Annotated in this window: 20 protein-coding genes; 13 read left to right on the top strand and 7 right to left on the bottom strand. The window is 41.4% G+C overall.

From position 1 onward, the window contains the following. Nucleotides 1-48 precede the first annotated feature (48 nt). On the bottom strand, nt 49-3,684 hold the full coding sequence (smc, locus tag LC586_RS27035) for a chromosome segregation protein SMC (protein WP_229488315.1): 3,636 nt from the start codon (nt 3,682-3,684) through the stop codon (nt 49-51). Nucleotides 3,685-3,716: 32 nt separating this feature from the next. Between smc and LC586_RS27030 the strand changes: the two genes are divergently transcribed. The 3 genes from LC586_RS27030 (at nt 3,717) to LC586_RS27020 (ending at nt 4,890) form a co-directional block, all read left to right on the top strand. Then, on the top strand, nt 3,717-3,950 hold the full coding sequence (locus LC586_RS27030) for a hypothetical protein (RefSeq protein WP_229488314.1): 234 nt from the start codon (nt 3,717-3,719) through the stop codon (nt 3,948-3,950). Nucleotides 3,951-4,199: 249 nt separating this feature from the next. Continuing rightward, nucleotides 4,200-4,550 (top strand): DUF433 domain-containing protein, encoded by a 351-nt coding sequence (locus LC586_RS27025; RefSeq protein ID WP_229488313.1) that lies wholly within the window; start codon nt 4,200-4,202, stop codon nt 4,548-4,550. Further along, a complete protein-coding gene (locus LC586_RS27020; protein WP_229488312.1) occupies nt 4,528-4,890 on the top strand; it encodes a DUF5615 family PIN-like protein in 363 nt (120 codons plus the stop codon). The genes LC586_RS27025 and LC586_RS27020 overlap by 23 nt, the downstream gene beginning before the upstream one ends. 218 nt (nt 4,891-5,108) lie before the next feature. On the opposite strand, the gene LC586_RS27015 is transcribed toward LC586_RS27020, so the two are convergent. Continuing rightward, nucleotides 5,109-5,582 carry a BON domain-containing protein gene (locus LC586_RS27015; RefSeq protein ID WP_229488311.1) on the bottom strand — a complete coding sequence of 158 codons (474 nt, stop codon included), beginning with the start codon at nt 5,580-5,582 and terminating at the stop codon, nt 5,109-5,111. Nucleotides 5,583-6,207: 625 nt separating this feature from the next. On the opposite strand from LC586_RS27015, the gene LC586_RS27010 reads away from it, so the two are divergent. Then, on the top strand, nt 6,208-7,128 hold the full coding sequence (locus LC586_RS27010; RefSeq protein ID WP_229488310.1) for a ribonuclease D: 921 nt from the start codon (nt 6,208-6,210) through the stop codon (nt 7,126-7,128). Between the two features lie 360 nt (nt 7,129-7,488). After that, the gene (locus LC586_RS27005) at nt 7,489-8,331 is read left to right on the top strand and encodes a tetratricopeptide repeat protein (protein WP_229488309.1); all 843 of its coding nucleotides are present in this window, start codon (nt 7,489-7,491) and stop codon (nt 8,329-8,331) included. A gap of 184 nt (nt 8,332-8,515) precedes the next feature. On the opposite strand, the gene LC586_RS27000 is transcribed toward LC586_RS27005, so the two are convergent. Together LC586_RS27000 and LC586_RS26995 are read right to left on the bottom strand one after the other, a co-directional pair. After that, a complete protein-coding gene (locus LC586_RS27000) occupies nt 8,516-10,171 on the bottom strand; it encodes a sodium:solute symporter family protein (RefSeq protein ID WP_229488308.1) in 1,656 nt (551 codons plus the stop codon). A gap of 9 nt (nt 10,172-10,180) precedes the next feature. Next, nucleotides 10,181-10,435, bottom strand: a complete 255-nt coding sequence (locus LC586_RS26995; RefSeq protein WP_100899281.1) for a DUF4212 domain-containing protein — start codon at nt 10,433-10,435, stop codon at nt 10,181-10,183. Nucleotides 10,436-11,190: 755 nt separating this feature from the next. Between LC586_RS26995 and LC586_RS26990 the strand changes: the two genes are divergently transcribed. Then, a complete protein-coding gene (locus tag LC586_RS26990) occupies nt 11,191-11,814 on the top strand; it encodes a site-2 protease family protein (protein ID WP_229488307.1) in 624 nt (207 codons plus the stop codon). A 96-nt stretch (nt 11,815-11,910) separates the two neighbouring features. Here the strand turns inward: LC586_RS26990 and LC586_RS26985 are convergent, their stop codons facing one another. Beyond that, on the bottom strand, nt 11,911-13,302 hold the full coding sequence (locus LC586_RS26985; protein WP_229488306.1) for a hypothetical protein: 1,392 nt from the start codon (nt 13,300-13,302) through the stop codon (nt 11,911-11,913). A gap of 705 nt (nt 13,303-14,007) precedes the next feature. Here LC586_RS26985 and LC586_RS26980 point away from each other — a divergent pair. The 3 genes from LC586_RS26980 (at nt 14,008) to LC586_RS26970 (ending at nt 16,237) form a co-directional block, all read left to right on the top strand. Then, a complete protein-coding gene (locus LC586_RS26980) occupies nt 14,008-14,184 on the top strand; it encodes a hypothetical protein (protein WP_229488305.1) in 177 nt (58 codons plus the stop codon). A gap of 200 nt (nt 14,185-14,384) precedes the next feature. After that, nucleotides 14,385-15,665, top strand: a complete 1,281-nt coding sequence (locus LC586_RS26975; RefSeq protein WP_229488304.1) for an LbetaH domain-containing protein — start codon at nt 14,385-14,387, stop codon at nt 15,663-15,665. A 20-nt stretch (nt 15,666-15,685) separates the two neighbouring features. Next, the gene (locus LC586_RS26970; RefSeq protein ID WP_229488303.1) at nt 15,686-16,237 is read left to right on the top strand and encodes a hypothetical protein; all 552 of its coding nucleotides are present in this window, start codon (nt 15,686-15,688) and stop codon (nt 16,235-16,237) included. A gap of 30 nt (nt 16,238-16,267) precedes the next feature. Here LC586_RS26970 and LC586_RS26965 read toward each other — a convergent pair whose 3' ends face one another. Then, entirely contained in the window at nt 16,268-17,590 is a 1,323-nt protein-coding gene (locus LC586_RS26965) for a tRNA nucleotidyltransferase/poly(A) polymerase-related protein (protein ID WP_229488302.1), read from the bottom strand. Between the two features lie 86 nt (nt 17,591-17,676). Here LC586_RS26965 and LC586_RS26960 point away from each other — a divergent pair, with 86 nt between their 5' ends. From LC586_RS26960 to tsaB, 3 genes are all read left to right on the top strand, one after another. Then, nucleotides 17,677-17,925 (top strand): Ycf34 family protein, encoded by a 249-nt coding sequence (locus tag LC586_RS26960; protein ID WP_100899275.1) that lies wholly within the window; start codon nt 17,677-17,679, stop codon nt 17,923-17,925. A 101-nt stretch (nt 17,926-18,026) separates the two neighbouring features. Then, a complete protein-coding gene (locus tag LC586_RS26955; protein ID WP_229488301.1) occupies nt 18,027-18,239 on the top strand; it encodes a hypothetical protein in 213 nt (70 codons plus the stop codon). Between the two features lie 66 nt (nt 18,240-18,305). Further along, nucleotides 18,306-18,965 carry a tRNA (adenosine(37)-N6)-threonylcarbamoyltransferase complex dimerization subunit type 1 TsaB gene (tsaB, locus tag LC586_RS26950; RefSeq protein WP_229488300.1) on the top strand — a complete coding sequence of 220 codons (660 nt, stop codon included), beginning with the start codon at nt 18,306-18,308 and terminating at the stop codon, nt 18,963-18,965. A 500-nt stretch (nt 18,966-19,465) separates the two neighbouring features. Here tsaB and LC586_RS26945 read toward each other — a convergent pair whose 3' ends face one another. Beyond that, nucleotides 19,466-20,383, bottom strand: coding sequence for an AEC family transporter (locus LC586_RS26945; RefSeq protein ID WP_229488323.1), 918 nt, complete (start codon nt 20,381-20,383; stop codon nt 19,466-19,468). Nucleotides 20,384-20,485: 102 nt separating this feature from the next. Between LC586_RS26945 and LC586_RS26940 the strand changes: the two genes are divergently transcribed. Continuing rightward, nucleotides 20,486-21,286 (top strand): M15 family metallopeptidase, encoded by an 801-nt coding sequence (locus LC586_RS26940; RefSeq protein WP_229488299.1) that lies wholly within the window; start codon nt 20,486-20,488, stop codon nt 21,284-21,286. Nucleotides 21,287-21,322 lie beyond the last annotated feature (36 nt).

The following is a 21,322-nucleotide window of genomic DNA, read 5'->3' as shown; positions in this document are numbered from 1 at the left end:
CTGATCTCCAATCCGGTTTATTATCCATACACTATTATTAACAAAAACTCAAGCAGATGTATTGGATGATTGTAACTTAATCCCCAAAACTTGAGTATAAGCTCCTCGTGCTTGAGTAACACCAATTGTGCGTTCGGCTGATTCTATCATCGGACGACGCAAACTCACAACTATAAATTGCGCTTGTTGTGACTGTTGTTTAATCATTCTAGCTAATCGTTCTACGTTTGCCCCATCTAGGAACATATCTACTTCGTCAAAGGCGTAAAATGGCGATGGGCGGTAGCGTTGCAGGGCAAAGATAAAGCTCAAGGCTGTAAGTGATTTTTCTCCCCCAGACATGGAAGCTAGGCGCTGTACGGGTTTACCTTTGGGATGTGCGACTAAATTCAGTCCACTGCTAAAGGGATCTTCGGGATTTTCGAGTTGCAGGAAGCCGTCACCGTCGGACAGAATAGCGAAAATTGATTGAAAGTTTTCATTGACAGCATCGAAAGCTTCTCTAAAGGCAAGTTGCCGCAATGTTGTAAAGTTTTCAATCCGCAAAAGTAGTTCGGTGCGTTCCCCTTCTAGTGTTTCTAATTTTTGCGTCAGTTCTTGGAGACGGTTTTGGGTGCGTTCGTATTCTTCTAACGCCAGCATATTAACAGGTTCCATTGCCTGTAAGCGTTTGGTAAGCGATCGCAATTCTTTCTGCAATTCCTCCAAATCTACCTTATCTGGAACTTCCGGCAAGGGATTTGGTAATTCTGCTCCCACATCTCGCAACTGGCTTTGTAATGCAATTAGTTCTTCGCGCCGTTTCTCTTGGGTTTCTTGGAGTTTTTGGATTTCCCATTGCAATTGTTGTTGGCGCAAAAGATGCGATCGCACTTCTTGTTCTGTAGCGTCGCGTTTTTGTTTCTCTTCTCCCAAATTTTGTTCCATTTGACTCAACAATAAACGGGTTTGGGTGATTTGGTTGTCTATCGTTGTGATTTGTGTGGAGACGCGATGAATCGCGTCTCTACAAGAGGTTTGTTGGGTTTCATATTCGGTGATTCGCGTTTCTGCTTCTTGGATTTTTTCTTGCAAACGTTGTTGCTGATTTTCTAAATTTTTTAATCTTTGTTCAGCTTCGCGTAACGCTGTCTCCCGTTGTTGCAATTGTTGCTCTTGAATTTTAATTTTCGCCTGGATTTGTTGCCATTCGCTGGGCGTTTGGGATGCTTCCAACTCTGCTAAAGCGTGTCGCAATTGTTGCAACTGATTTTCTTGTCCCGGTAATTCACGCTCCAAAATTTCTAATCGGGATTGAGCTGTGGCTAATTTTTCGCTGTTTTGTGCGAGTTGCGATCGCGTCCCTTCTAATTGCGCTGTTAAATTCTTAATATCTTTTTGCAATTGTTCCAATTGCAACTGCTGTTCGCGCCGCGCCTGACGCGCTTCTGTGAGTTCCTGGGTGAGTTTTTTGGTTCTGGTTGACAAAGTAGCGATCGCTTCAGTACAACGCTCTAAAACTCGCTCAATATCCAGCAAGCGACTTCTTAAAGCGATCGCTTCATCAGATTCTGCTGCTTCCGCATTGCCAAACCGCAACGCGGAACGCTGGCTGTTACTACCACCAGTCATTGCACCGCTAGTTTCCAGAAGTTCCCCGTCTAAGGTGACGATGCGATACAATCCTAAATTTTTCCGCGCCGCCTCAAGGTTGGCAAAAATTACCGTGTTGCCGAAAACATAGCTAAATACATCTTTGTAACGGCGATCGCAATCGACTAAGTTCACAGCATAATTAACGAAACCGCTAGCAAAACGCAGCGTTGCATCTTGAGTAAATTTGGGAGCGTGAATTTTATTCAGTGGTAAAAAAGTCGCTCTCCCTGCACGTTTCTGTTTGAGCAATTCAATCCCTGCGGCGGCGATGCTGTCATCTTCCACCACAATATGTCCCAAACGTCCACCGGCAGCCATTTCTAAAGCTAGCTGATGGCGCGGTTCCACCTTTCCTAACTGCACAACTAAGCCACAAAGTCCAGGCATTCCCGATTGTAAAATGACTTTACTCGCTTGGGTTCCTTGGACTTCTTGCTGTGCTTGCGCTTGCGCCTCTATTTTATCCAACTGGCGTTGTTTTTCTCGTTGTTCAGAAAGTAAGCGTTTTTGAGTTTCCTGTTGGATTTGCAGTTCTTGTTCTGTGGCTGAGAGATTTTGGGCTAAATTTTGGATGGGTTCGCTAGAGGCGTTAAATTCCGTTTCAATTTGACTACACTCAGTTTGTTTTTGGGCTAATAGCGGTTCGTCGCGTTCAATTAACTGGGTTTGCTCTTGGATTAACTGCTGTAACTGATTATTGCGTTCCCTGAGTTGTGCTTGTTCTGTGCGTTGCGGTTCCAAAGTTTGCAGCAGAGTTTCAATTTGACGGTTGAATGCAGTTTGTTGCTGCACCCACGCTTCCGAAGCCGAGGCGATTTCTGCGGCGGCTTCGCGGGAAGTTTGTAGCGCTTGCTGCGCCTCATTTCTTTGTTGCTGGGAAGAGGCGATGAATCGCGTCTCTACAATCTGTGTTTCGGCAATTTCTTCTAAGGAATGACGGTGTTTTTGAATTTCTTGCTGAGTTTGAGTCAGACGTTTGGCAGTTTCTTGAGAAGCTGTTTCTAATTCCGTTAACTGACGCTGGAGTTGTTTCCGTTCAGCTTCTTGGGTGGCGAGGGTAGATTGTACTGCCAAAAGTTCCTCTTCTCCCAATGCTTTTACATGGGCATTGAGTTGTTCAAGTTCAGCCGTTTTTTGGACGATTTGGGAATTTAGGTTTGTGAGTTGGGTAGTGAGTTCATTAAAATTGCGATCGCCTGTTTGAATTTCGTTAACTAACTTTTCTTGTTGTGCTTGTAGCGATCGCCATGATAAAACAGCTTCCCAAGATTGTTTAGCTAGAAATTCCGTGCGGAGTTTTTGATATTTCTCAGCTTTAGCACGATCTTGGGAAAGGCGATCGCGTTGTGCAGTTAATTCCGTCTCAATAATCCGACAGCTATCTTCCTTTTCCTTCACCTCATCTAAAGTTGATTTAGCTTGGATGATTTTGCGATCGAATGCCGCCACCCCAGCCAATTCATCAATAATTTCCCGCCGTTCCCGCGCATTCATCGAGATAATACTGGTGACATCCCCTTGCAGCACCACGTTATAACCTTCAGGATAAACCCGCAGGTTACTTAGTTGTTCATGCAATTCCGTCAGCGTGCAAGGTACACCATTGATATAGTAATTCGACGTGTAACTTCCTTGGTGAGTGACTCGCAGCCTTCTAGTGACACTCCATTCGCTTGGGGAGTGGGGAGTGGGGAGTGGGGAGTGGGAATTTTTTTGATCTTCATCTACTTCTTTTGTGCCTTCCTCACTCTGAGCTTTTGCGGCTTTGGGTGAGTCCTCTCCTGACAAATCAAACGTTACGGTGACGCTAGCCTCAATAGAAGCACGTCCTTTAGCCGTTTGAGTGTTATTTACCAAATCCGGGAGGCGATCGGCTCGCATTCCCTTAGAACTGGAGAGTCCGAGGCAAAATAGCAGTGCATCTAGAATATTAGACTTACCTGAACCATTTGGCCCAGATATGACAGTACACCCCGGTAGCAAAGGGACTGAGGTAGTGCCACCGAAGGATTTGAAGTTCGTAAGTTCCACGCGCTTGATATGCACCATAGGCGCTGGTTCATTGGGCTAATGAAGAACAAGTGTATCAACTAATTAAAAATTCGCAAGAGGGTAGGGGGAAAATTAGGGATTATCGAACCACAGAGGCGCAAAGAACGCAGAGAGGGGAAGGAGAATTGTGGTTCAGAGAAAACACAATACTGATAGAGTTAGCACAAGCACGAGATTTCATTGCAGGCGCTCAAAAGCAACTATATCAAATCATTCCAGTTTTAGTTGAGATAACTAACTGCCAAGACGAGCAACTAATGTAACAAGTTGTTGTTGGCAAAGCGATCGCTATCAATTTATTACTATTTATTGCAAGAATATTTTACAAGTATGTAATACCAATTCTGTATGAAGATGCGCTAAACCATATTTAAGTACAAGAAACAAGAAAGAGAAACGAACCGCAAAGGACGCAAAGGACACAAAGAAAGAAAGAAGTTAAAAGGGTTTGGCGCAGCCTCACAAAGAAATGGTATAAGATAATTTTATAGGCAAATATAATAAAGTAAATTATGCAACTAGAAGATTACTTCGACTTTCAGCGACCTGATGATATTCGACTCAAAGGTACAAGAGTAGGAATTGAAACTATACTCTATGATTTCATCCATCGGTGTCGGACTCCAGAAGAAATTTCCCAAAGTTATCCATCAGTAACTTTAGAGCAAGTATATGCAACTATTCTCTATTACCTGCATAACAAGGAAGCAGTCAGTGCTTACATAGCTAATTGGCTAGAACATAGTCACCGAATGCGAGAAGAACAGCGCCGCAATCCACCGCCAGTTGTAACCAAATTGCTAAAACTGAAAGCTGAAAGAGAAGCAATGAAAAAAATACATGACTCTCAAATATCTTCTTGATGAAAATGTTGATAAAGTCTATAACCGCCAATTTCTCCAACGCAACCCTAACTTAATGATGTGGGTGGTTGGTGATCCTGGCGCTCCTCCCAGAGGCACATTAGATCCAGAAATATTATCCTGGTGTGAGGAATATAACTTTATTTTAGTCACAAATAACCGTACATCTATGCCTGGACATTTAGCTGAACATATCGCGCAAGGGCGTAATATACCAGGTATTTTTATTTTGAATGAGAAATTAACCATCGGTCAGACTATTAGTGAATTAAGTCTAATTGCTCAAGCATCTTTTAATGATGAATATCAAAACAAAATTATTAATTTACCACTACTTTAATAACGATGTTACAGATTGTAGAAGGTATCCTCCAACAAGCACTTCCCGATAGATAAATAAACTCATGATAACTATTCTTTGGGGCGTGACTACTAATTAACTCACCCTTATTTAAGCAAAAAAACAGGGCTTACGCAGATGTAAGTCCTGTTTAAATTTTTTGATGATGTAAGCTGATTTAGCTAGTCCACGGTTAACTGAAAACTTCAGTTATTCTTTTATGACTTTTTCATAGCTTCAACTTTTGCTTCCACTTTCACTGTCTTCACACCTTGAACTTCTCTAGCCAAGGTTTCAGCTTTCTGGAGTTCTTCAGCAGAAGTTGCTGTGCCTTTGAGGATAATTTCACCCTCTTTGTTTTCAACTTGTAGCTTATTGCCTGGTAAGCCTTTATTCAACTTTTCACTAACTTCAGTTTTTAAGTTGCTCTTAGCTTTTGTTGCTGCCGTTTTTCCAAAATCGCTTTTAACTTTAGTATCTGTGCTAACTGCTAAAGGAGTCGTTTGTATTCCGGGAATTTTGGCAATAGTTTTATCGGCAGTTTGATTTATCTGAGAAGCTGGTGTTGCTGGTGCTTGAGCGGCTTCATTAGTAGTGCTAGAAGTTTCCGAACCAGTTTTAGGAGCCTCTTGGCAGCCAAAAGTACCAACTACCAAAATGCTACTAACTAGCAATAGAATTAGCTTTTTCATTATCTTCTCCGAATTGAATACTAGAAGCGATTAATTGAGGTGTGTCCAAATAATTCGTAATTGATAATTCGTAATTCGTAGTTCCACTTTTCGGGAGTTTGTACCCTCCACTGTCTTTTTGACCACTAAATTGAAAATTTAGTGTTGGTTCTGTATCTTTTTAATTACGAATTACGAATTACGAATTAGTAATTATTTGTTCGTGGTGAGGAGCAGATGTTAAAAAGCAATTAAATGTGAAGTAGCAAAAGTTCCCAAGCAATTGCTCAGGTTACTGGAAATTGAAACTTAGACGATTTCTTGAGGCTAAGATTTTGCAGCCATTTCTGAGAAGCGCCAATTCAATTTTCCCGACGGTTGCTAACCAGGATGCCTCTGCATACAGTCTGTAGCTCTCTATGAATTTAATGTAGATGTCCAGTAGCTCTTTCAATGGTAGACTGTGCAGCCTTACAGTAGTGACTCGATGTTATCAGATTTAAGTCAGTTTGGCGATGTCTAAGCCTATGCAACTCAAAACTTCAGCATTTTTGCAATCCTGTGGCAGCAAAATTACCAACAAAATGTTACTTTAGAAAACTATGCCTTACTTATCAATGCCCCAAATATCAGGAAATATTAGCCAATGCCGTACCTTACTTCCGCCCGCGAAATTAGTGCCATTGTCGCTGAATATACTAACGCTAAAACGCTGTGGATAGATACAGAAGTAGCTGACTATAAAAGTCGTAATCCCCGACTATCGCTGATTCAGGTATTAGATAATCCCAAAGATATGAGTGGCGATCGCGTCTACCTTTTAGATGTTCTAGTTCAGCCTAATATTATAGCTGAATTTATTGAAGAAATTATGATAAATTCTGCTATTGAAAAAGTTTTTCACAACGCTAGTTATGATCTAAAATTTCTCGGTAACAAGAAAGCCAAAAATATTACTTGTACTTTGGAAATGGCAAAAAAAATTCCCTACTATCTTTTACCATTACCTAATTACCAACTCAAAACCATAGCTAGATCACTTTGTAGGTTTAACAATATCGATAAACAAGAACAAACAAGCGATTGGGGAAAACGCCCCCTGACTGAAGAACAGATAGAGTATGCTTACTTAGATTGTATTTATCTGGCTCAAATCCACTCAAATTTATTAGATTTACAAGCCCAAGCCAGCCCCGATCCCGCAACGGAAGACTTAATATCACTAAGTACCAGATACTCGCAACTTGAGCAACAATACAAGTTGTTGAATTCAGAATTTGAGCATTTACAAGAACGCATGAAAAAAGCCATGCAAGCTCAGGATATATCTGAAACTGCCTATTATAAGCTGACTAGTTATGAGCGTACTACAGTCAAAGCTACTTTTACAGAATTGGCAAGGCTAGCACAAAGTGAAGGTATTAATTTAGATTTTCCAATCACACTAACTCAGAAACTCCAAAAAGATTTAGGGCAAAATCTAGAACAACTCTCTGTCGATATTGAAAAAACAACCTCTTGGCGGCTAAATTACAAAACTCAAGAAAGTGATATTGAGGATGATTAAATTGTTTAGTTGGCTACAAATGCCAGAATTTCTGGAGTTATTATTTAGAATAAATCTTAATATTTAATTCTTAAAAAAAGTATTCTAAAAAACACTAGCAACAGTAGGTTACTGCTCATAGAGCCATTGTCAAAAATTACAAATATGACAATAGCAAAAGCCCAAATTGACAAGTTTTATACTTTATATTTTCTGATTTTTCCTTAATATAACTATTAAATAAATCTATTGAATATCAGGGGAATTAATTAATTGACTGGAAATGTCTATCAAAAGTGAGAATAACTATTGAGTTAAAGAATGAAAATCTAGATTTTGGTACTAATTGCGTTCAGGTATTATGGCAGTTTATATTAAATTATGAGACGGCGTTTATTTAAACAAAAGCGAACAAGGGTAAATCAAGTATTTACCATAGCTATTTTTACTACCTTGACAGCAATTAGCAGTGTTTCTTGTAGTAGGAATGACAATGTTTTGGTGACAGAAATAGGAGTCAGTCAACCTAGCCGTCGTTCAGCTACAGCTTCCATTGGTGGGGAATTCTATCTTCAGGGAAAGAATCAGCATTTAAACGGCGATTTACAAGCTGCGATCGCTTCTTATGGTAAGGCAATTGAGCAAAATTCTCAATATGGCGCTGCCTACAACGGCCGGGGATTAGCCTACTTTGATTTGGGAGACAAGGAAAAAGCGATCGCAGATTACAATCAAGCCCTCCGCATCAACCCTAACGACGCCGAAGCCTACAATAACCTGGGAAATGCCCGCGCCTCACTAGGAAATAACAGAGAAGCAGTTAAAGATTACAGTGAAGCGATTCGCCTTAATCCCAACTATGCCGAAGCCTACAATAACCGGGGAAATGCCCGCGCCACCTTGGGAGAAAGAAGAGGGGCGCTAGATGATTTTGACCAAGCGATTCTCCTCAACCCCAAATATGCGATCGCCTATAATAACCGAGGAAATGCCCGTGCTGCCAATGGAGAGCCACAGGGTGCGATCGAAGATTACAATCAAGCCATTCGCCTCAACCCTAACTTTGCCTCTGCCTACAATAACCGAGGAAATGCCCGCGCCACCAATGGAGACAAGCAGGGAGCATTGAAGGACTTACAACAAGCAGCAAGCATTTTTCAAAGTCAGGGTAACAACGACTTATATGAACAAGTGATGAAAAATATTAAAGAACTTGGGCAGTAGGGAGTGGGAGAGACGCGATTAATCGCGTCTGTACTGGGATGAGGGAGCAGGGGGAGCAGGGGGAGCAGGAGAGGCAGGGGAGGCAGGGGAGGCAGGGGAGGCAGGGGAAGAAATAAGCAATGAATGCCCAATGCCCAATGCCCAATGCCCAATGCCCAATGCCCAATGCCCAATTCCCTATTCCCTATTCTTCAATAATCGGGCTGCGGAGGTCTTCTACCAGCGCTTGAATTTCTGCTGGAGGAGGTGGCGTTAGGCGCGAAACCACTAGGGTAACAGCGAAGTTGATTAGCATACCCAAAGTACCAATTCCTTCGGGAGAAACACCAAAAAACCAGGGTTGCATACCCCCAAACTTGACACCGATAATGTAGATTATCGTAAAAATTAAACCCGTCAACATGCCGGCGATCGCACCTTCAGAATTGGTGCGCTTGTCGAAAATCCCCAGAAAAATCACCGGAAAGAAACTAGCGGCGGCTAAACCAAAGGCAAAAGCCACCACCTGACTAACAAATCCTGGCGGATTCACCCCAAAATATCCGGCGAGGACGAGGGAAAAGCCTACCATGATCCGCCCGACAAACACCCGTTTTTGTTCTGAGGCTGATGAATCTATGATCCGGTAGTAGATATCGTGGGCGATGGAACTGGAAATTACCAGCAATAAACCTGATGCTGTAGACAAAGCAGCTGCCAAACCGCCAGCCGCTACCAAGCCAATCACCCACGGAGGGAGGTTAGCTACCTCTGGGGTGGAAAGCACGATGATATCTGGGTCGATCTTTATTTCATTAGTGTCTTTATTTGGAGTTAACTGGAGACGCCCATCCTTATTTATGTCATCAAAACCCAAAAGTTTAGTTTTTTCCCACTTGGTCGCCCAGTCTAGCTGCTGCACTTCTGCAACTGTACGATTGTGCAGGGAATCAATCAGGTTGTAGCGGGCAAACATGGAGAGGGCTGGAGCAGTTGTATAAAGAATGGCAATAAATAGTAGTGCCCAACCAGCAGAAAAGCGAGCTGCACGCACACTCGGTACTGTGTAAAAGCGGACAATAATATGGGGTAAGCCAGCCGTGCCTACCATCAAAGCAATGGTGGTGAACAGCACATCTAGCATCGACTTGTTTACAAATGGCTCAGTGTACTGCTTAAACCCCAGGTCAACTTGGATTTTATTGAGTTTGTCAGCAATATCACTGAAGGGAAATGCTAGCTGAGGAACAGGATTACCAGTGAGAAACCAGGCGATCGCGATCGCTGGAATCAGGTAAGCAAAAATCAACACACAGTACTGTGCTACTTGTGTCCAGGTAATGCCTTTCATCCCCCCCAACACAGAGAAAAAGCCGACAATCACCATACCGATGATTACGCCTGTATTGATATCTACTTGTAAGAAGCGGCTAAAAACAATGCCCACGCCCCGCATTTGTCCAGCAACGTAGGTGAGGGAGATAAAAATGGCTGCAACTACTGCCACCAGACGAGCGATATTAGAGTAGTAGCGATCGCCTACGAAATCTGGCACTGTATATTTACCAAATTTCCGTAGGTAAGGAGCCAGCAATAAAGCCAGCAGTACATAGCCACCCGTCCAGCCCATTAAATAAATAGAACCGTCGTAGCCTAAAAAAGAAATTAGCCCCGCCATTGAAATAAACGAAGCTGCGGACATCCAATCGGCGGCGGTAGCCGCACCATTAGCAATTGAAGGTATCCCTTGACCTGCTATAAAGAAGTCTTTACTATTTTCGACTCGTGATTGCCAACCAATATAAATGTAGGCGAGGAAGGAAAGTCCAACTAATACAATAGTCCAAATTTCAACTGACACGGTTTTTCCTCACTTCTTAATATTGTATTTTTGGTCTAGTTTGTCCATTTGAAAGGCATAAATGAAAATTAAGGCCACAAATACCAGGATTGATCCTTGTTGCGCCATCCAAAAGCCAAAGGGTACGCCAAAAAACCGTATCGCATTCAAAGGTTGAACCAACAAAATACTAAAAACTAGGGAAACCAATGCCCAGACAATTAAAAGATTACGAATTAAAGCAGTATTAGCACGCCAATAAGAACGGCGCTGATCCTCATCCATCGTTGTTCATCATTGCGTTAGTGCATCAAAATAATACCAATAAGCCGTTGATATCCTGCCTAATGACTGTATTAATTTTTAAATTATTTAGTAAATAATATTTGCTACTTAAGTATTAAAAAGAACTAAGTAATATTTATTTTAGAAAGTTTGTGGTAAATAAATGTTGGTTTATGAAGCTGAAATATCTCATAAATCATTAGTAATATAATAAATTTATATACAAAGACTTTAATGTAGACTACGTATTATTTTTTAGAAAATTTACACCCTAAAATGCTATACTATATATTGAAATTTTGCAGCTATACAAGCAATTGAAGCTCCTAAAAATAAATAAAGTTAATTTTTAAAATATACGAATAATTACTATAGACTTTTACTGAGTAAGTTTAATAACATTTGTATAACGAGCTTGTTATTACAGACATGGGGCATCACCAAAATATAGTAAATTATTATACAACTACTGTCTTACCTAGCTTTCCGATGTATTGCAATGGGTATAGATGATAAATTTTATCATCATGGTGAGAAAAAGCTGATTTCAACCAACTGATTCGCTTCATTCTCAACAACCAGCATCTCCATAGATTTTTTAACTAGTTTTAGAAGCCGCGCAAAAATAACTTATCTAATTTATTTGTGAGCAACCTTTATTCTCAAGGTTTGCAGTTTTTAAATTGGATAACTTTTTCGTGCGTGTCTTCAGAAAGTGCAGATTTCAGCTTTAATCCTACCACAAGCCAGAATATATGTTTATCCAAACACTAATCACAGACCCGATTCATTTTTTCAGAATCGTTGTAATTGTCATATTCTCCATCACTTTGCATGAACTTGCTCACGGCTTGGCTGCGATGAGTCAGGGAGATAACACTCCCCAACAAACTGGTCATCTCACGCTCAATCCTGTAGTTCACATGGGTAAGGAATCGATCATTTTTCTCTGTCTCATGGGTATAGCTTGGGGACAAATGCCCGTCAACCCATCTAAGTTTCGCTCTGGCAAGCTAGGTAATATTTTGGTATCAGCCGCAGGCCCATTGTCGAATCTTGCTTTAGGTATTCTATTTATTGGGATGCTTAAATTTCTCTCTAATCCGAGTCTTTCAGAACTTTTGAGTGGGGAATTTCTTTACTTAGCAGCTCAAATCAATTTGACCTTATTTTTGTTTAATCTGCTGCCAATTCCACCACTGGATGGTTTTCATGTTTTCAGTGAAATTTTTCCTCAGCTAAAGCCACTGCAATATAGCCAATTCGGAGTTTTTGCAATGATGCTTCTATTTATAATTCCAGAATTTGGGACGGGGCTTAGTGACATTGCTCATTTAGTTATCCAGTCGGCGCTCGGGGGAGAATCACCAGTTTTTTAAGCAAAAATAGATTATTTATATAGTAATCCTATTTGATTTGTGATAATTGAAAACCACAGAACCCCGGCTTTTTTGAGAAGTCGGGGTTCTTGTTGTTCACGAAGGATTTAGGATAGCTACCTTTTTACTGTAATATTCAGTCTTGGCATAGATGCTGATAATACTATCACCAACTGCAAAAAAAGTACCTTGTTGCTCATCTTTAGAGAATTGCAAATTTGGGTATTTAGCAGCAGCTTCTTCAGCAGTCATGGGTTTTACTTTCATTTCTTCTGGCAATACTCCATTACAACCAATGTAAAATACTAAGGGAGATATCCTGTGTTGGTAGATATTCTCTACATATTCTTCTAACTTGGTATTCGCTGCCGTCAAAGCTGCAATCATTTCCTCTTTGCTGATCTGCTTACCAGCTTGTTTATGCTGCAACAACTGCGCCAAACTATCAGCACCAACTTTCTTAAGAATACCTACGACTATGCCATTTTGCTCAAGCCCAAGAAAATCATCACAAATTGGTTTCATCAACTCGTCAACTTTTGTAATGTTGGTGCGTGATGATAGTAGCCTGTGCCTAAAAGCAATATTTTCATTCAATGCGATCGCAAAAGTAGGCTTGATGATAATTTCTCCAGTGATTTTATCATAAAGACGATACATTCTATTCAGAAATTTGTTAGCAGAATGAAACTTGCTGAGGTTAAGAATATCTTGACTACCGATGTCAATTTTATAACTCAATCTTGAGTCAAGAGTACCATTAACTAGCGCTTCATGGATGTCTGTGTATTCATTAGTTGTAGGGAAGTTGATGTAAACATTTTTAGATAGATAGTGCTTTTTCAACTCATCTAACTGCCCTGCTACAAATACATCTGATTCCTTTCTTAAGTGAGCAGAAATAATACTAGTAAGTACTTTAATTTCTGCGAGTTCATTGAATAGTCCATCAATGCTGCTATAACTACTATTTGCAGCGACAAGCGGCAAGTTATCTAATTGAATGGTATGTTCAGCACGGAAATCAAAATCTTCTGCATCCAACACACCCTTTTCTTTGAGCAAGTCAAAGGCTTTTTTACTGCTGATTTTGATTTGTAAGGACTTGACGTTGATTTTGCCGTCGCTAACAATTGTGTAATTATTAAAGCTATTGAGGTCATTTACTAGCAAACCCGCTACCTCAATAGTGGGGGTTTGGTCTTCAAATTTGGCAAGTTTGACTTTACGTTTGATAAGCATATTGATAGTAGCAGTATTGCGATTAAACTGAAACTCGCCCATACCAATATACTCAGCATTATCTATATTTTCTGTTCGCAACCAAGGCTGAAGCAGTTCTCCATTTTCGTTTCTCACACCTTTAACGCGCTTGATACCTGTTCTTTGATAATCTTTTTGCAGGTGCTTGATATTGACGATAATATTGTTGCGATATTGTGCAAGAATTTGGATTAGTTCTACGATAGAAATTTTATTCTTCGTCATATTGCTACCTTCCATATCAAGGTCAAGAATCTTTTAAAGCCACGGTGATTGAGGTTTATTACTCTTTAAAATTAAAAGTAAACTGTTAAACCGTGGATAATTGAAGAGCAAACACACAATAAATTGATGCCAAAATGCTAAAGTTGGCATATACCACACAACTATTGTGTGTTCATGATTGCATTCACGAACTAGCTAAGATCGCATTTATTTACTACAAACTTTGGGCATCGCCTGGGAAACTTTGCGTTGCATACTCATGGGATATTTCTTTATAGTACAATTGTATCATAAAAATGCTAAGTTGTGTAGGCGTAGCCCGTGATAGACATCGCCCTGCAATGAGGTGTTATGGGATTGCTGACGACTTCTGCCATACTGCTGAATAACGCCATATAACGAATAATCCTAAAACACAGCTGGTATCTTTTTTTGCGGTCTCCCCGTATGGGGTATTCTGAATTCTGTCTTCTTCTCATTAATCTTGGGTAAGAGTCTTATGCTCAACATAATTTTTATCAATATCAAAAGCTCTAGCATTAAACAGCAAGTAGTAGTATAGTAGAATGCTAGTTGATAGCAAGAATATTTCATCAAGCCAAAATTGACGGTTATAGGCAAAAGGAAAAGTTAAAGGTTTATTCCTTTATCTTTTCGGTTTACCTTGCCAAACTAACTTGGTGAACTATTAGGTATGGAGGAATAATGTTTAAACGTCGCACGATATTATTCGGTCTAATTGCACTTGGCTTAACGTTAGCATTTAGCACACAAGTCTATGGACAATCCACTGCTGGGCCAGAAGCTTGGCAGACAGTCTACAAGGAGGCGGTTGCCTCGGCAACAACGACAGTTACAGCTTCGACTTTTATAGCCCGCTAAAATTTTTCAACTTGGCGGGTTTTTGGAATGCTTAGACCTCTGGCTAGAAAAAGTTCTGAGTAGACTTATCTTGAGAATCAAGAGCAAGGAATTGTGATTTTTTGGTAATTCCTGCGCTGCTCCCCACCTGACTATATCTCTAACTCGTTAACTCCGATTCTGCCATAGCCAAATATTTCAAACACCGTGAGGAGTTTTTTATGTTCAAACCTCGCGCAATTTTTAGCGCCTTAGCTGCAATTATCCTAGCGCTTGTCATAGGTACACAGGTGCATAAACAACCCGCAGTTGCTTCTTTTGGGGTGTGTAATCCAACTTTACATAACCTACCTATATGCCCAAGCACAGCACCGTCAAAGTCAGCTAGTTTCCTTGACCCAACTGCGAGAATCAGCAATCCAAGAAATATTCGCTTGGGTGAAAAAGTCTACGTCGCGCCATTTGCCGAGTTAAACGCTACTATTGCCCCCATTAGCATTGCGGAAGATTCTAACGTCCAAGACCAAGTGAGAATTATAGCTTCGGGAACGGGAGTGAAGATTGGGCCGCGAGTAATTATGGCACACATGGCCACTATCAAAGGTGCAGCCAAAATCGGGACTCAAGGCTCAACCGGGCCTTTTAGCGACCCGATTACCCATACTCAGTTCAACAACAATATTCCAGAGACATTTCTCAGCTTCAACTGTGAAATAGATGGTGCAAATATAGAAAGAAACACGGTAGTTAACTTTCTCTCGCGGGTTGGCCCTGGTGTTACCTTACCTGCTGGTAAAGTTGTCCTGCCAGGTAAAAACGTCACAACTAACCTAGAAGCTACTAGCGGCAGTTTGGGGAAGGTGGCAAACCTGACAGAAGCCGATGTTGCATTGCTTGAAGGCATCATTGAAGTCAATGATGCATTGGCCAAAGGTTACACAGAATTGGCCAGAGCAGACTTGTCAAATGTACAAGGCATAAATTACGCTCCAGTCACATTTTTTAACCCCGGAGGTCTGCCGCAGATAGGTGGGAGTGTCACTCGCGATCCGAGCTTCCGTAACCGCATCATCGGTAATGTCGTTCTGGAAGATTCTTTAGCAACCCTCACCAACAAAATAGGTAATAGAATTTCCCTGCGTGCTGATGAGGGTCAACCTTTTAATGTCGGAGAAATTGCTGGTATGGCAAACGATGTTGTCTTTCACGCTTTAAAAACAACTAGCCTGACTCTTGGTAATAATATTGGCTATGGGCCTCGTGTTCTAGTTCATGGCGGTAGACAAGTTGTCAATGGTGTTGCTAATGGCCCTGAAACCAGGATAGATGATTTGGTAGGGCTAGCACCGAACTCCGTTGTATTCCGCTCAATCATTGGCAGGAGATCAGCAGTTGGGCAAAAAAGCGCAGTCTTTAATTCTACAGTAGCTCCCAGAACGGCTATCGGTTCTCGAACAATCTATGCTGACAACGGCAACATGATTTCATCTGTGGAGTGGTAAGGAATAACTTTTGCATAATTATGAATCTGAAAATCTTGCCGCTAGTGCAATTACAATGCCTACGATTGATTCTGCTGTTTACTTTGATATTCGGACTGATGCTAAGTCTTGATGACAGTTCATCTTGTGCCGCACAGAAGGTTGGGAAACCTGGATTTATAGACCCTGTAAATGCTGACATCACTTCCAATCAGCTTCAGGTGGTAGAACCTCCAGTCACCGGACTTACTTCTACATTGTCGGATGAGATCAAGGAATTACCTACAGAGTTAATTCGCTGGTCAACTTACTGGCAACTTTGCTGGCAACCATATCCCGAAGCTAAAGAATACGAACTACAAGCGGTGCTTATGGAAGGCAAGTCTCCAAAATTGCGACGTCAAAGCGATCGCTGCTTTCGTATACAAACTGCATCTAATGAAAACCAAAAATCACAAGGACTTCTCAACCGTGAATTAATCTTGTTGATGCATAAAATTCAGCTTGGTTATCGAGTGCGAGCAATCTTAGATGACAACCATGTGAGTCAATGGTCTGAAGTTATGGCGGTCGGTGCAACTAACGTTATTTGATATTCTCAGGGCAACAGAGGCGATCGCACCTCAGCCGCTAGGCAGGTGGGGTAGTTTACATAACTGACGTGCATAAGCGATCGCCTCTGTTGGTGTTGAAACTTTCCCCTCAGCTTGTGCTACGCCAATTTCTCTCAACAGTTGGCCGATAATTGGCGAAGCTGGAATATCTAATGCTATAATCAACTCCTTCCCGCTCACTAGTGGAGTGGGATGAGCGACCAGATCATCAGGGTTCAGGTAGCGGTTGATTAAAGGTGCCCAAATAAGGCAGCGTTTTGCTTTGGTTTCCACTGCTGTGTGTAGTGGCTTGTCACCAGACATCGCCTCTACCAAAATATCAAGTGCTACAGCTAAGACTGCCATAGCAGGAAACACAATATCTGCGTCATGGAAGAAAAAGTATTGTTCTCGCAAGGACATATCGACTACTTGAAGCTGCGGTAACAGTTTCAAGGCAGTGGTTACACACCGGATTTCGGCACGACTATAAGTCAGTTCCTGTAGTTCTATTTCTGCTAATTCTGGATCTGGGTTGACAAGACAAGCAAGTTTGGCAATACCTAACCAAGTAGTTTTAATACTATCGCGGACATATTCTTGCAGTTGTGCCCCTAATTGTTGCCAATTTTGGGTAAGTAAGGCAGCTGCTTCGTCAACTGCTGCTAATTTGAGCAAGCTTTCACGGGTGGCGTTTTTGAAGAAAGGGGCAAGTAAACCATCTTCCCAAGCACTTGTAATCCAAGGAGTACCCTGAGAATTTGCCAGCAGATAGCCAATTTCTACCCTAACTCGTTCGGCTGCAACTTTGCTGATATGTGATGCCAAAGAACGAATTGCGGCTTGGGTAGCTGGCTCAATAGTAAAACCTAGTTGGGCGGCTTGGCGATAACCTCGCATTAACCGTAAAGGGTCATCTTCTAGGTTCGCAGGTGATACCATTCGCAAAATGCCCTGTTGTAAGTCTGCATAACCTTGCAGAGGATCGATGATTTCTTGCGTATGGGGATTATAAGCGATCGCATTTACTGTAAAATCCCGTCTGTGCAAGTCAACTTCTAAACTATCTCCTTCCTGTTGGGCAAAGTCAGCCGTGGCGTGGGGAAAAACCACACGAGCAATTTGTCGTTCTGCATCGAGTAACACAAAACCAGCTTTGTAATGATGAGCGATCGCTCTCGCTACCTTTACCGCCTTAGATGGTATAACAAAATCTAAATCCAGATATTCGCGGGTTCTGCCAAGAATAGCATCCCGTACAGCGCCACCTACCATGTAAGCGGGTTGTGGCAATAATTCCAAGCTGAAAGGCCAATTTTCGGGAGCTAGAGTAGAAGGAATCGATTCAAGCATTGTAATAAAAATCAACCCAGCAACTCATGAATAACAGTTGGGCTTAAGTTAGATTAACAATAAAGGCCCCTGGAGTTGGTTCTATTATGTGTATTTGCGTGAATTGCCACTATGTAGACCGATGTGTTACCTATCATGCTGTAGAAGGGCAGCACCAACAGCCTCACTTGACAGAAACACCAAATTTTGATCCGAATGAACCTTCTATCAATGTCAACATTCGGACTAAAGATGATGTAATTGAAATGGAATGGGATGTTGTTGGTTGTCTAAGCTTTAAGCGAGAAACGGGTAAATGGTCGAAATTGCGTCCTGGTGAATTAGTGCCCACTTGATAGAAAATGATTGGTGTATCTTACAGCTATTTTCAGGTAAACAGACCAGGCGGTAGGGGCACAGCAATGCTGTGCCCTTACATCAGATGTGGTTCAAATACATGATTTCTGCTGTAATGAGATTTTATTTATCAACGATCGCGAATTCATGGTATAGAGAGGAGATGTCAGGAAAGCGATCGCTTTTAGAGAGTGAACAGCAAGCGAATATTTGCGATCGCCTACGGCGGGAGAAACAGCGCCATCGCATTCTGATTTTGTTGAAACAGCAAAACCTTTGCCCTGAGACTTTTGTCCGTAGTCTATTCAATTAAGAACCGCTATGTTATATGCTTAAATAAATCACGTTAACTCTATAAAAATAGATATTTTAAGTAACTTTGACAACGGAACTAAAAGACTTTGCAATAAATAAATACGCTTTGGCACTACATACCACCACACCAGAATTAGGTTTGGCAATTAGTAACTTTGCTGGTGAAAATCGCTCTAAAATTTGGAATTTGGGGCGTGATTTATCTAGCTTAGTGCATCAATATTTAATTGAATTTATCAAACCGCAAACTTGGGCAGATTTGTCCTTTATCGCAGTTGCAAAAGGCCCTGGCGGCTTTACGGGAACTCGGATTGGCGTTGTAACTGCTCGCACTTTAGGGCAACAGTTAGATATTCCTGTATTTGCGATTTCAACTTTGGCTGCGGTAGCTTGGTCAGAAGCAGGCAAAAGTCAAAATCCAAAAACTATTGCTGTGGAAATGCCAGCACAACGAGGTCAAATTTTTGCTGCTATTTATCAGTTTGAGCTAGATGTTTCTAAACTAAGAGTGTGTTTGTCAGATAGAGTATTCACACCAGAAGCATGGCAGGAAACCTTAGCGAATTGGAACACTAATTATCAGTTGATTCAAGCTCAATCTGGTTTAGCAGCAACGGTGACAAGTATTTTGGAATTAGCTAATCTCGATTGGCAAGAGGGCAAGTGTCCTAATTGGTCAGAGGCTTTGCCATATTATGGGCAGCATCCAGTACAGGATGCATAATGCTTCTAAACTATTTATAAACATAAGACTAGCCATTTCAAGCTAGGTAAAATTTTTGGACAATAATTCCTCTTTTCTCTGTGTTCTCTGCGCCTAATAAGGTTCAAGAAATTACTTTTAAACCGCAGAGGCACAGAGAACGCAGAGAGGAAAACAGAGATTTTATGGAAACTCGTTGAAAAAATTACAGCTTCTCAATGAGAATGCTTCAGTAAATTCGCTGAAATAACTTAATATTATTTTTCAAAAACCCTCGTTTCATTCGGATGATAGCAATAGTTTGCAGAGAATACGATGTGGAAAATAATTGCTATGTGTCTACAGCAAATAGAGCTATTTTTATAACACAAAGTAAATTTATGAATTTGACAGAATTAAAATGGACTAAAAATGTAAATCATCAGGGTGATGATAAATATTGGGCTTATCAAAATATTGACCAAAATTTAAATATTTTTCGATTAAATTAAAAAATCGCATCATAGTCCATCAATCTAAAATCAAAATAGCCACAGCCAAAGTGGGAGAGTAAGCAGCAATAGTATAGCCCCAGCAGCTAAGGCAGTAACTGCCAAATCGCGATCGAGATTGAATGCCTCAGCAATTACGAGTGTGGCGAAAGCTGGAGGCATGGCCATTTGTAAGACAATTACCTTTGCGATCGCCCCAGTTATTCCAAACAGTGGTAACATGCTACCCAATATCAAGGGAACTAGCAGCATTTTGATTCCCAAGCTCATCCCTACTTGTGGTAGGCTACCCCAAGATTTGAGCAGCGCCAATCGCATTCCAATTAACACCAGAGATAAAGCTACACCACTCCAAGCAAATTTCTCTAACCAGAATTCCGCGACTGTAGGAATTGTCACCTGCCGAAATAGCAAGCCAAATCCGAAACCCCACAGCGCAGGATTAATTAAAATGACCCTAGTAATCTGCCAATGATTCTGGACACCACCGCCAAAACGCGCTGCTAGTAACACACCCAAGCCATAAGTTCCTGGGAATGAACCTAGCAAATCGTAGAATAACGCCCAAGCAAAGTGTTCCTTGCCTACCATTGCTAAGGTAATGGGAAAGCCAAGATAACCTGTGTTACCCAACATTGCTGCTAATATCAAGCTAGCCTGAGTTGGTGGTTGAGGGACGGTATTTTTAAAATAGGCTTGTGCTTTAATCCCCACCCAAGCTAAAAATGCTCCTAGTAAAATGGCTAAGTAAGCGATCGCAGGTGCAATCCAAATTTGCCCTGACAAGCTAGATTGACGCAAAAACGATACTATGCTTATGGGTACTCCCACCCAAAAAATAAATTGTCCCAAACGTGTAGGAACTGTCACAGGAAGTTTGCGTCCGAGAATAAAACCTACCAGGACTAATCCTCCCAGCTTGACGTATAGTTCTAAAAGGTTTATCAAGATTGCGCCTAAGAACCACAGATGTAAAATGCTACCTGTTACGTTTACTTTTGTCCAGTGCAAAATCTGTTATGGTTATCCCACAAAAACAGGAGTTTCCCCTTGAATAAGGCTGGGTTTTCTGGAAAACCGCAAAACTCATCGAATGACCTTGGTGATGATATTCCAGTGGCTGTACGCGATACTCCTGATGCAACACCTAAAATTTGGTTGCAACCCCGAATTGTGCTGATTGGGGGAGTAGCGGGATTTGTCTTGCTGGGTTTAATTAGCGGTTTTTTGTTTTTCGCCACTGCACCCAAAAAAACCGCCGATTCTCAACCCTTGGTCACTAGTTCTACACCCACACCAACTACAGAATCTGGTAATTTCAACACTCTGTTAGGGCATCTGGCATACCCAGAAGCCCCTGAATCAGAACTAGTAACCATCTTTGCAAATAGGGGCATTAAAATGCGAAAAGCTGCTGCCCAAAAGTTTGAGGAGATGGTAGCAGCAGCGCGGCGTTCAGGTGTAATATTAGTACCAATTTCTGGCTTTCGCTCAGTCAAAGACCAGGAGCCATTGTTTTTTGGTGTCGGTGCCCAGCGAAATCAGACGCCAGCAGAACGAGCTGCCCTCAGCGCTCCTCCTGGTCATAGCGAACATCACACAGGGTATGCTGTGGATGTTGGAGACGGGTCAGTACCAGCAACTAATCTCCAAACTAACTTTGACAATACCAAAGCTTATCGGTGGCTGCAAGCAAATGCAGCGCGTTTTGGCTTTGAAATGTCATTTCCTAAAGATAATGTTCAAGGTGTGAGTTATGAGCCGTGGCACTGGCGTTTTGTAGGCGATCGCGACAGTTTGGAAATGTTCTACAAAGCCAGAAATTTGAAGCCTACTCAGGTGTCTCAATAAAAGCAACATTTTGATGAGGCAGTCTTGTAGATTAAA

This window comes from Nostoc favosum CHAB5714 (assembly GCF_020829495.1).
GTDB lineage: Bacteria > Cyanobacteriota > Cyanobacteriia > Cyanobacteriales > Nostocaceae > Nostoc > Nostoc favosum.
Note: the sequence above shows the minus strand (reverse complement) of the source record. Positions and strands in the feature narration are given on the sequence as shown.

Bases quoted from the DNA above. Each gene is read 5' to 3' on its own strand.
- smc (WP_229488315.1), bottom strand. From the start codon at position 3,684: ATGGTGCATATCAAGCGCGTGGAACTTACGAACTTCAAATCCTTCGGT.
- LC586_RS27025 (WP_229488313.1), top strand. From the start codon at position 4,200: ATGCAACTAGAAGATTACTTCGACTTTCAGCGACCTGATGATATTCGA.
- LC586_RS27020 (WP_229488312.1), top strand. From the start codon at position 4,528: ATGACTCTCAAATATCTTCTTGATGAAAATGTTGATAAAGTCTATAAC.
- LC586_RS27015 (WP_229488311.1), bottom strand. From the start codon at position 5,582: ATGAAAAAGCTAATTCTATTGCTAGTTAGTAGCATTTTGGTAGTTGGT.
- LC586_RS27010 (WP_229488310.1), top strand. From the start codon at position 6,208: ATGCCGTACCTTACTTCCGCCCGCGAAATTAGTGCCATTGTCGCTGAA.
- LC586_RS27005 (WP_229488309.1), top strand. From the start codon at position 7,489: ATGAGACGGCGTTTATTTAAACAAAAGCGAACAAGGGTAAATCAAGTA.
- LC586_RS26995 (WP_100899281.1), bottom strand. From the start codon at position 10,435: ATGGATGAGGATCAGCGCCGTTCTTATTGGCGTGCTAATACTGCTTTA.
- LC586_RS26990 (WP_229488307.1), top strand. From the start codon at position 11,191: ATGTTTATCCAAACACTAATCACAGACCCGATTCATTTTTTCAGAATC.
- LC586_RS26985 (WP_229488306.1), bottom strand. From the start codon at position 13,302: ATGACGAAGAATAAAATTTCTATCGTAGAACTAATCCAAATTCTTGCA.
- LC586_RS26980 (WP_229488305.1), top strand. From the start codon at position 14,008: ATGTTTAAACGTCGCACGATATTATTCGGTCTAATTGCACTTGGCTTA.
- LC586_RS26975 (WP_229488304.1), top strand. From the start codon at position 14,385: ATGTTCAAACCTCGCGCAATTTTTAGCGCCTTAGCTGCAATTATCCTA.
- LC586_RS26970 (WP_229488303.1), top strand. From the start codon at position 15,686: ATGAATCTGAAAATCTTGCCGCTAGTGCAATTACAATGCCTACGATTG.
- LC586_RS26965 (WP_229488302.1), bottom strand. From the start codon at position 17,590: ATGCTTGAATCGATTCCTTCTACTCTAGCTCCCGAAAATTGGCCTTTC.
- LC586_RS26960 (WP_100899275.1), top strand. From the start codon at position 17,677: ATGTGTATTTGCGTGAATTGCCACTATGTAGACCGATGTGTTACCTAT.
- LC586_RS26955 (WP_229488301.1), top strand. From the start codon at position 18,027: ATGATTTCTGCTGTAATGAGATTTTATTTATCAACGATCGCGAATTCA.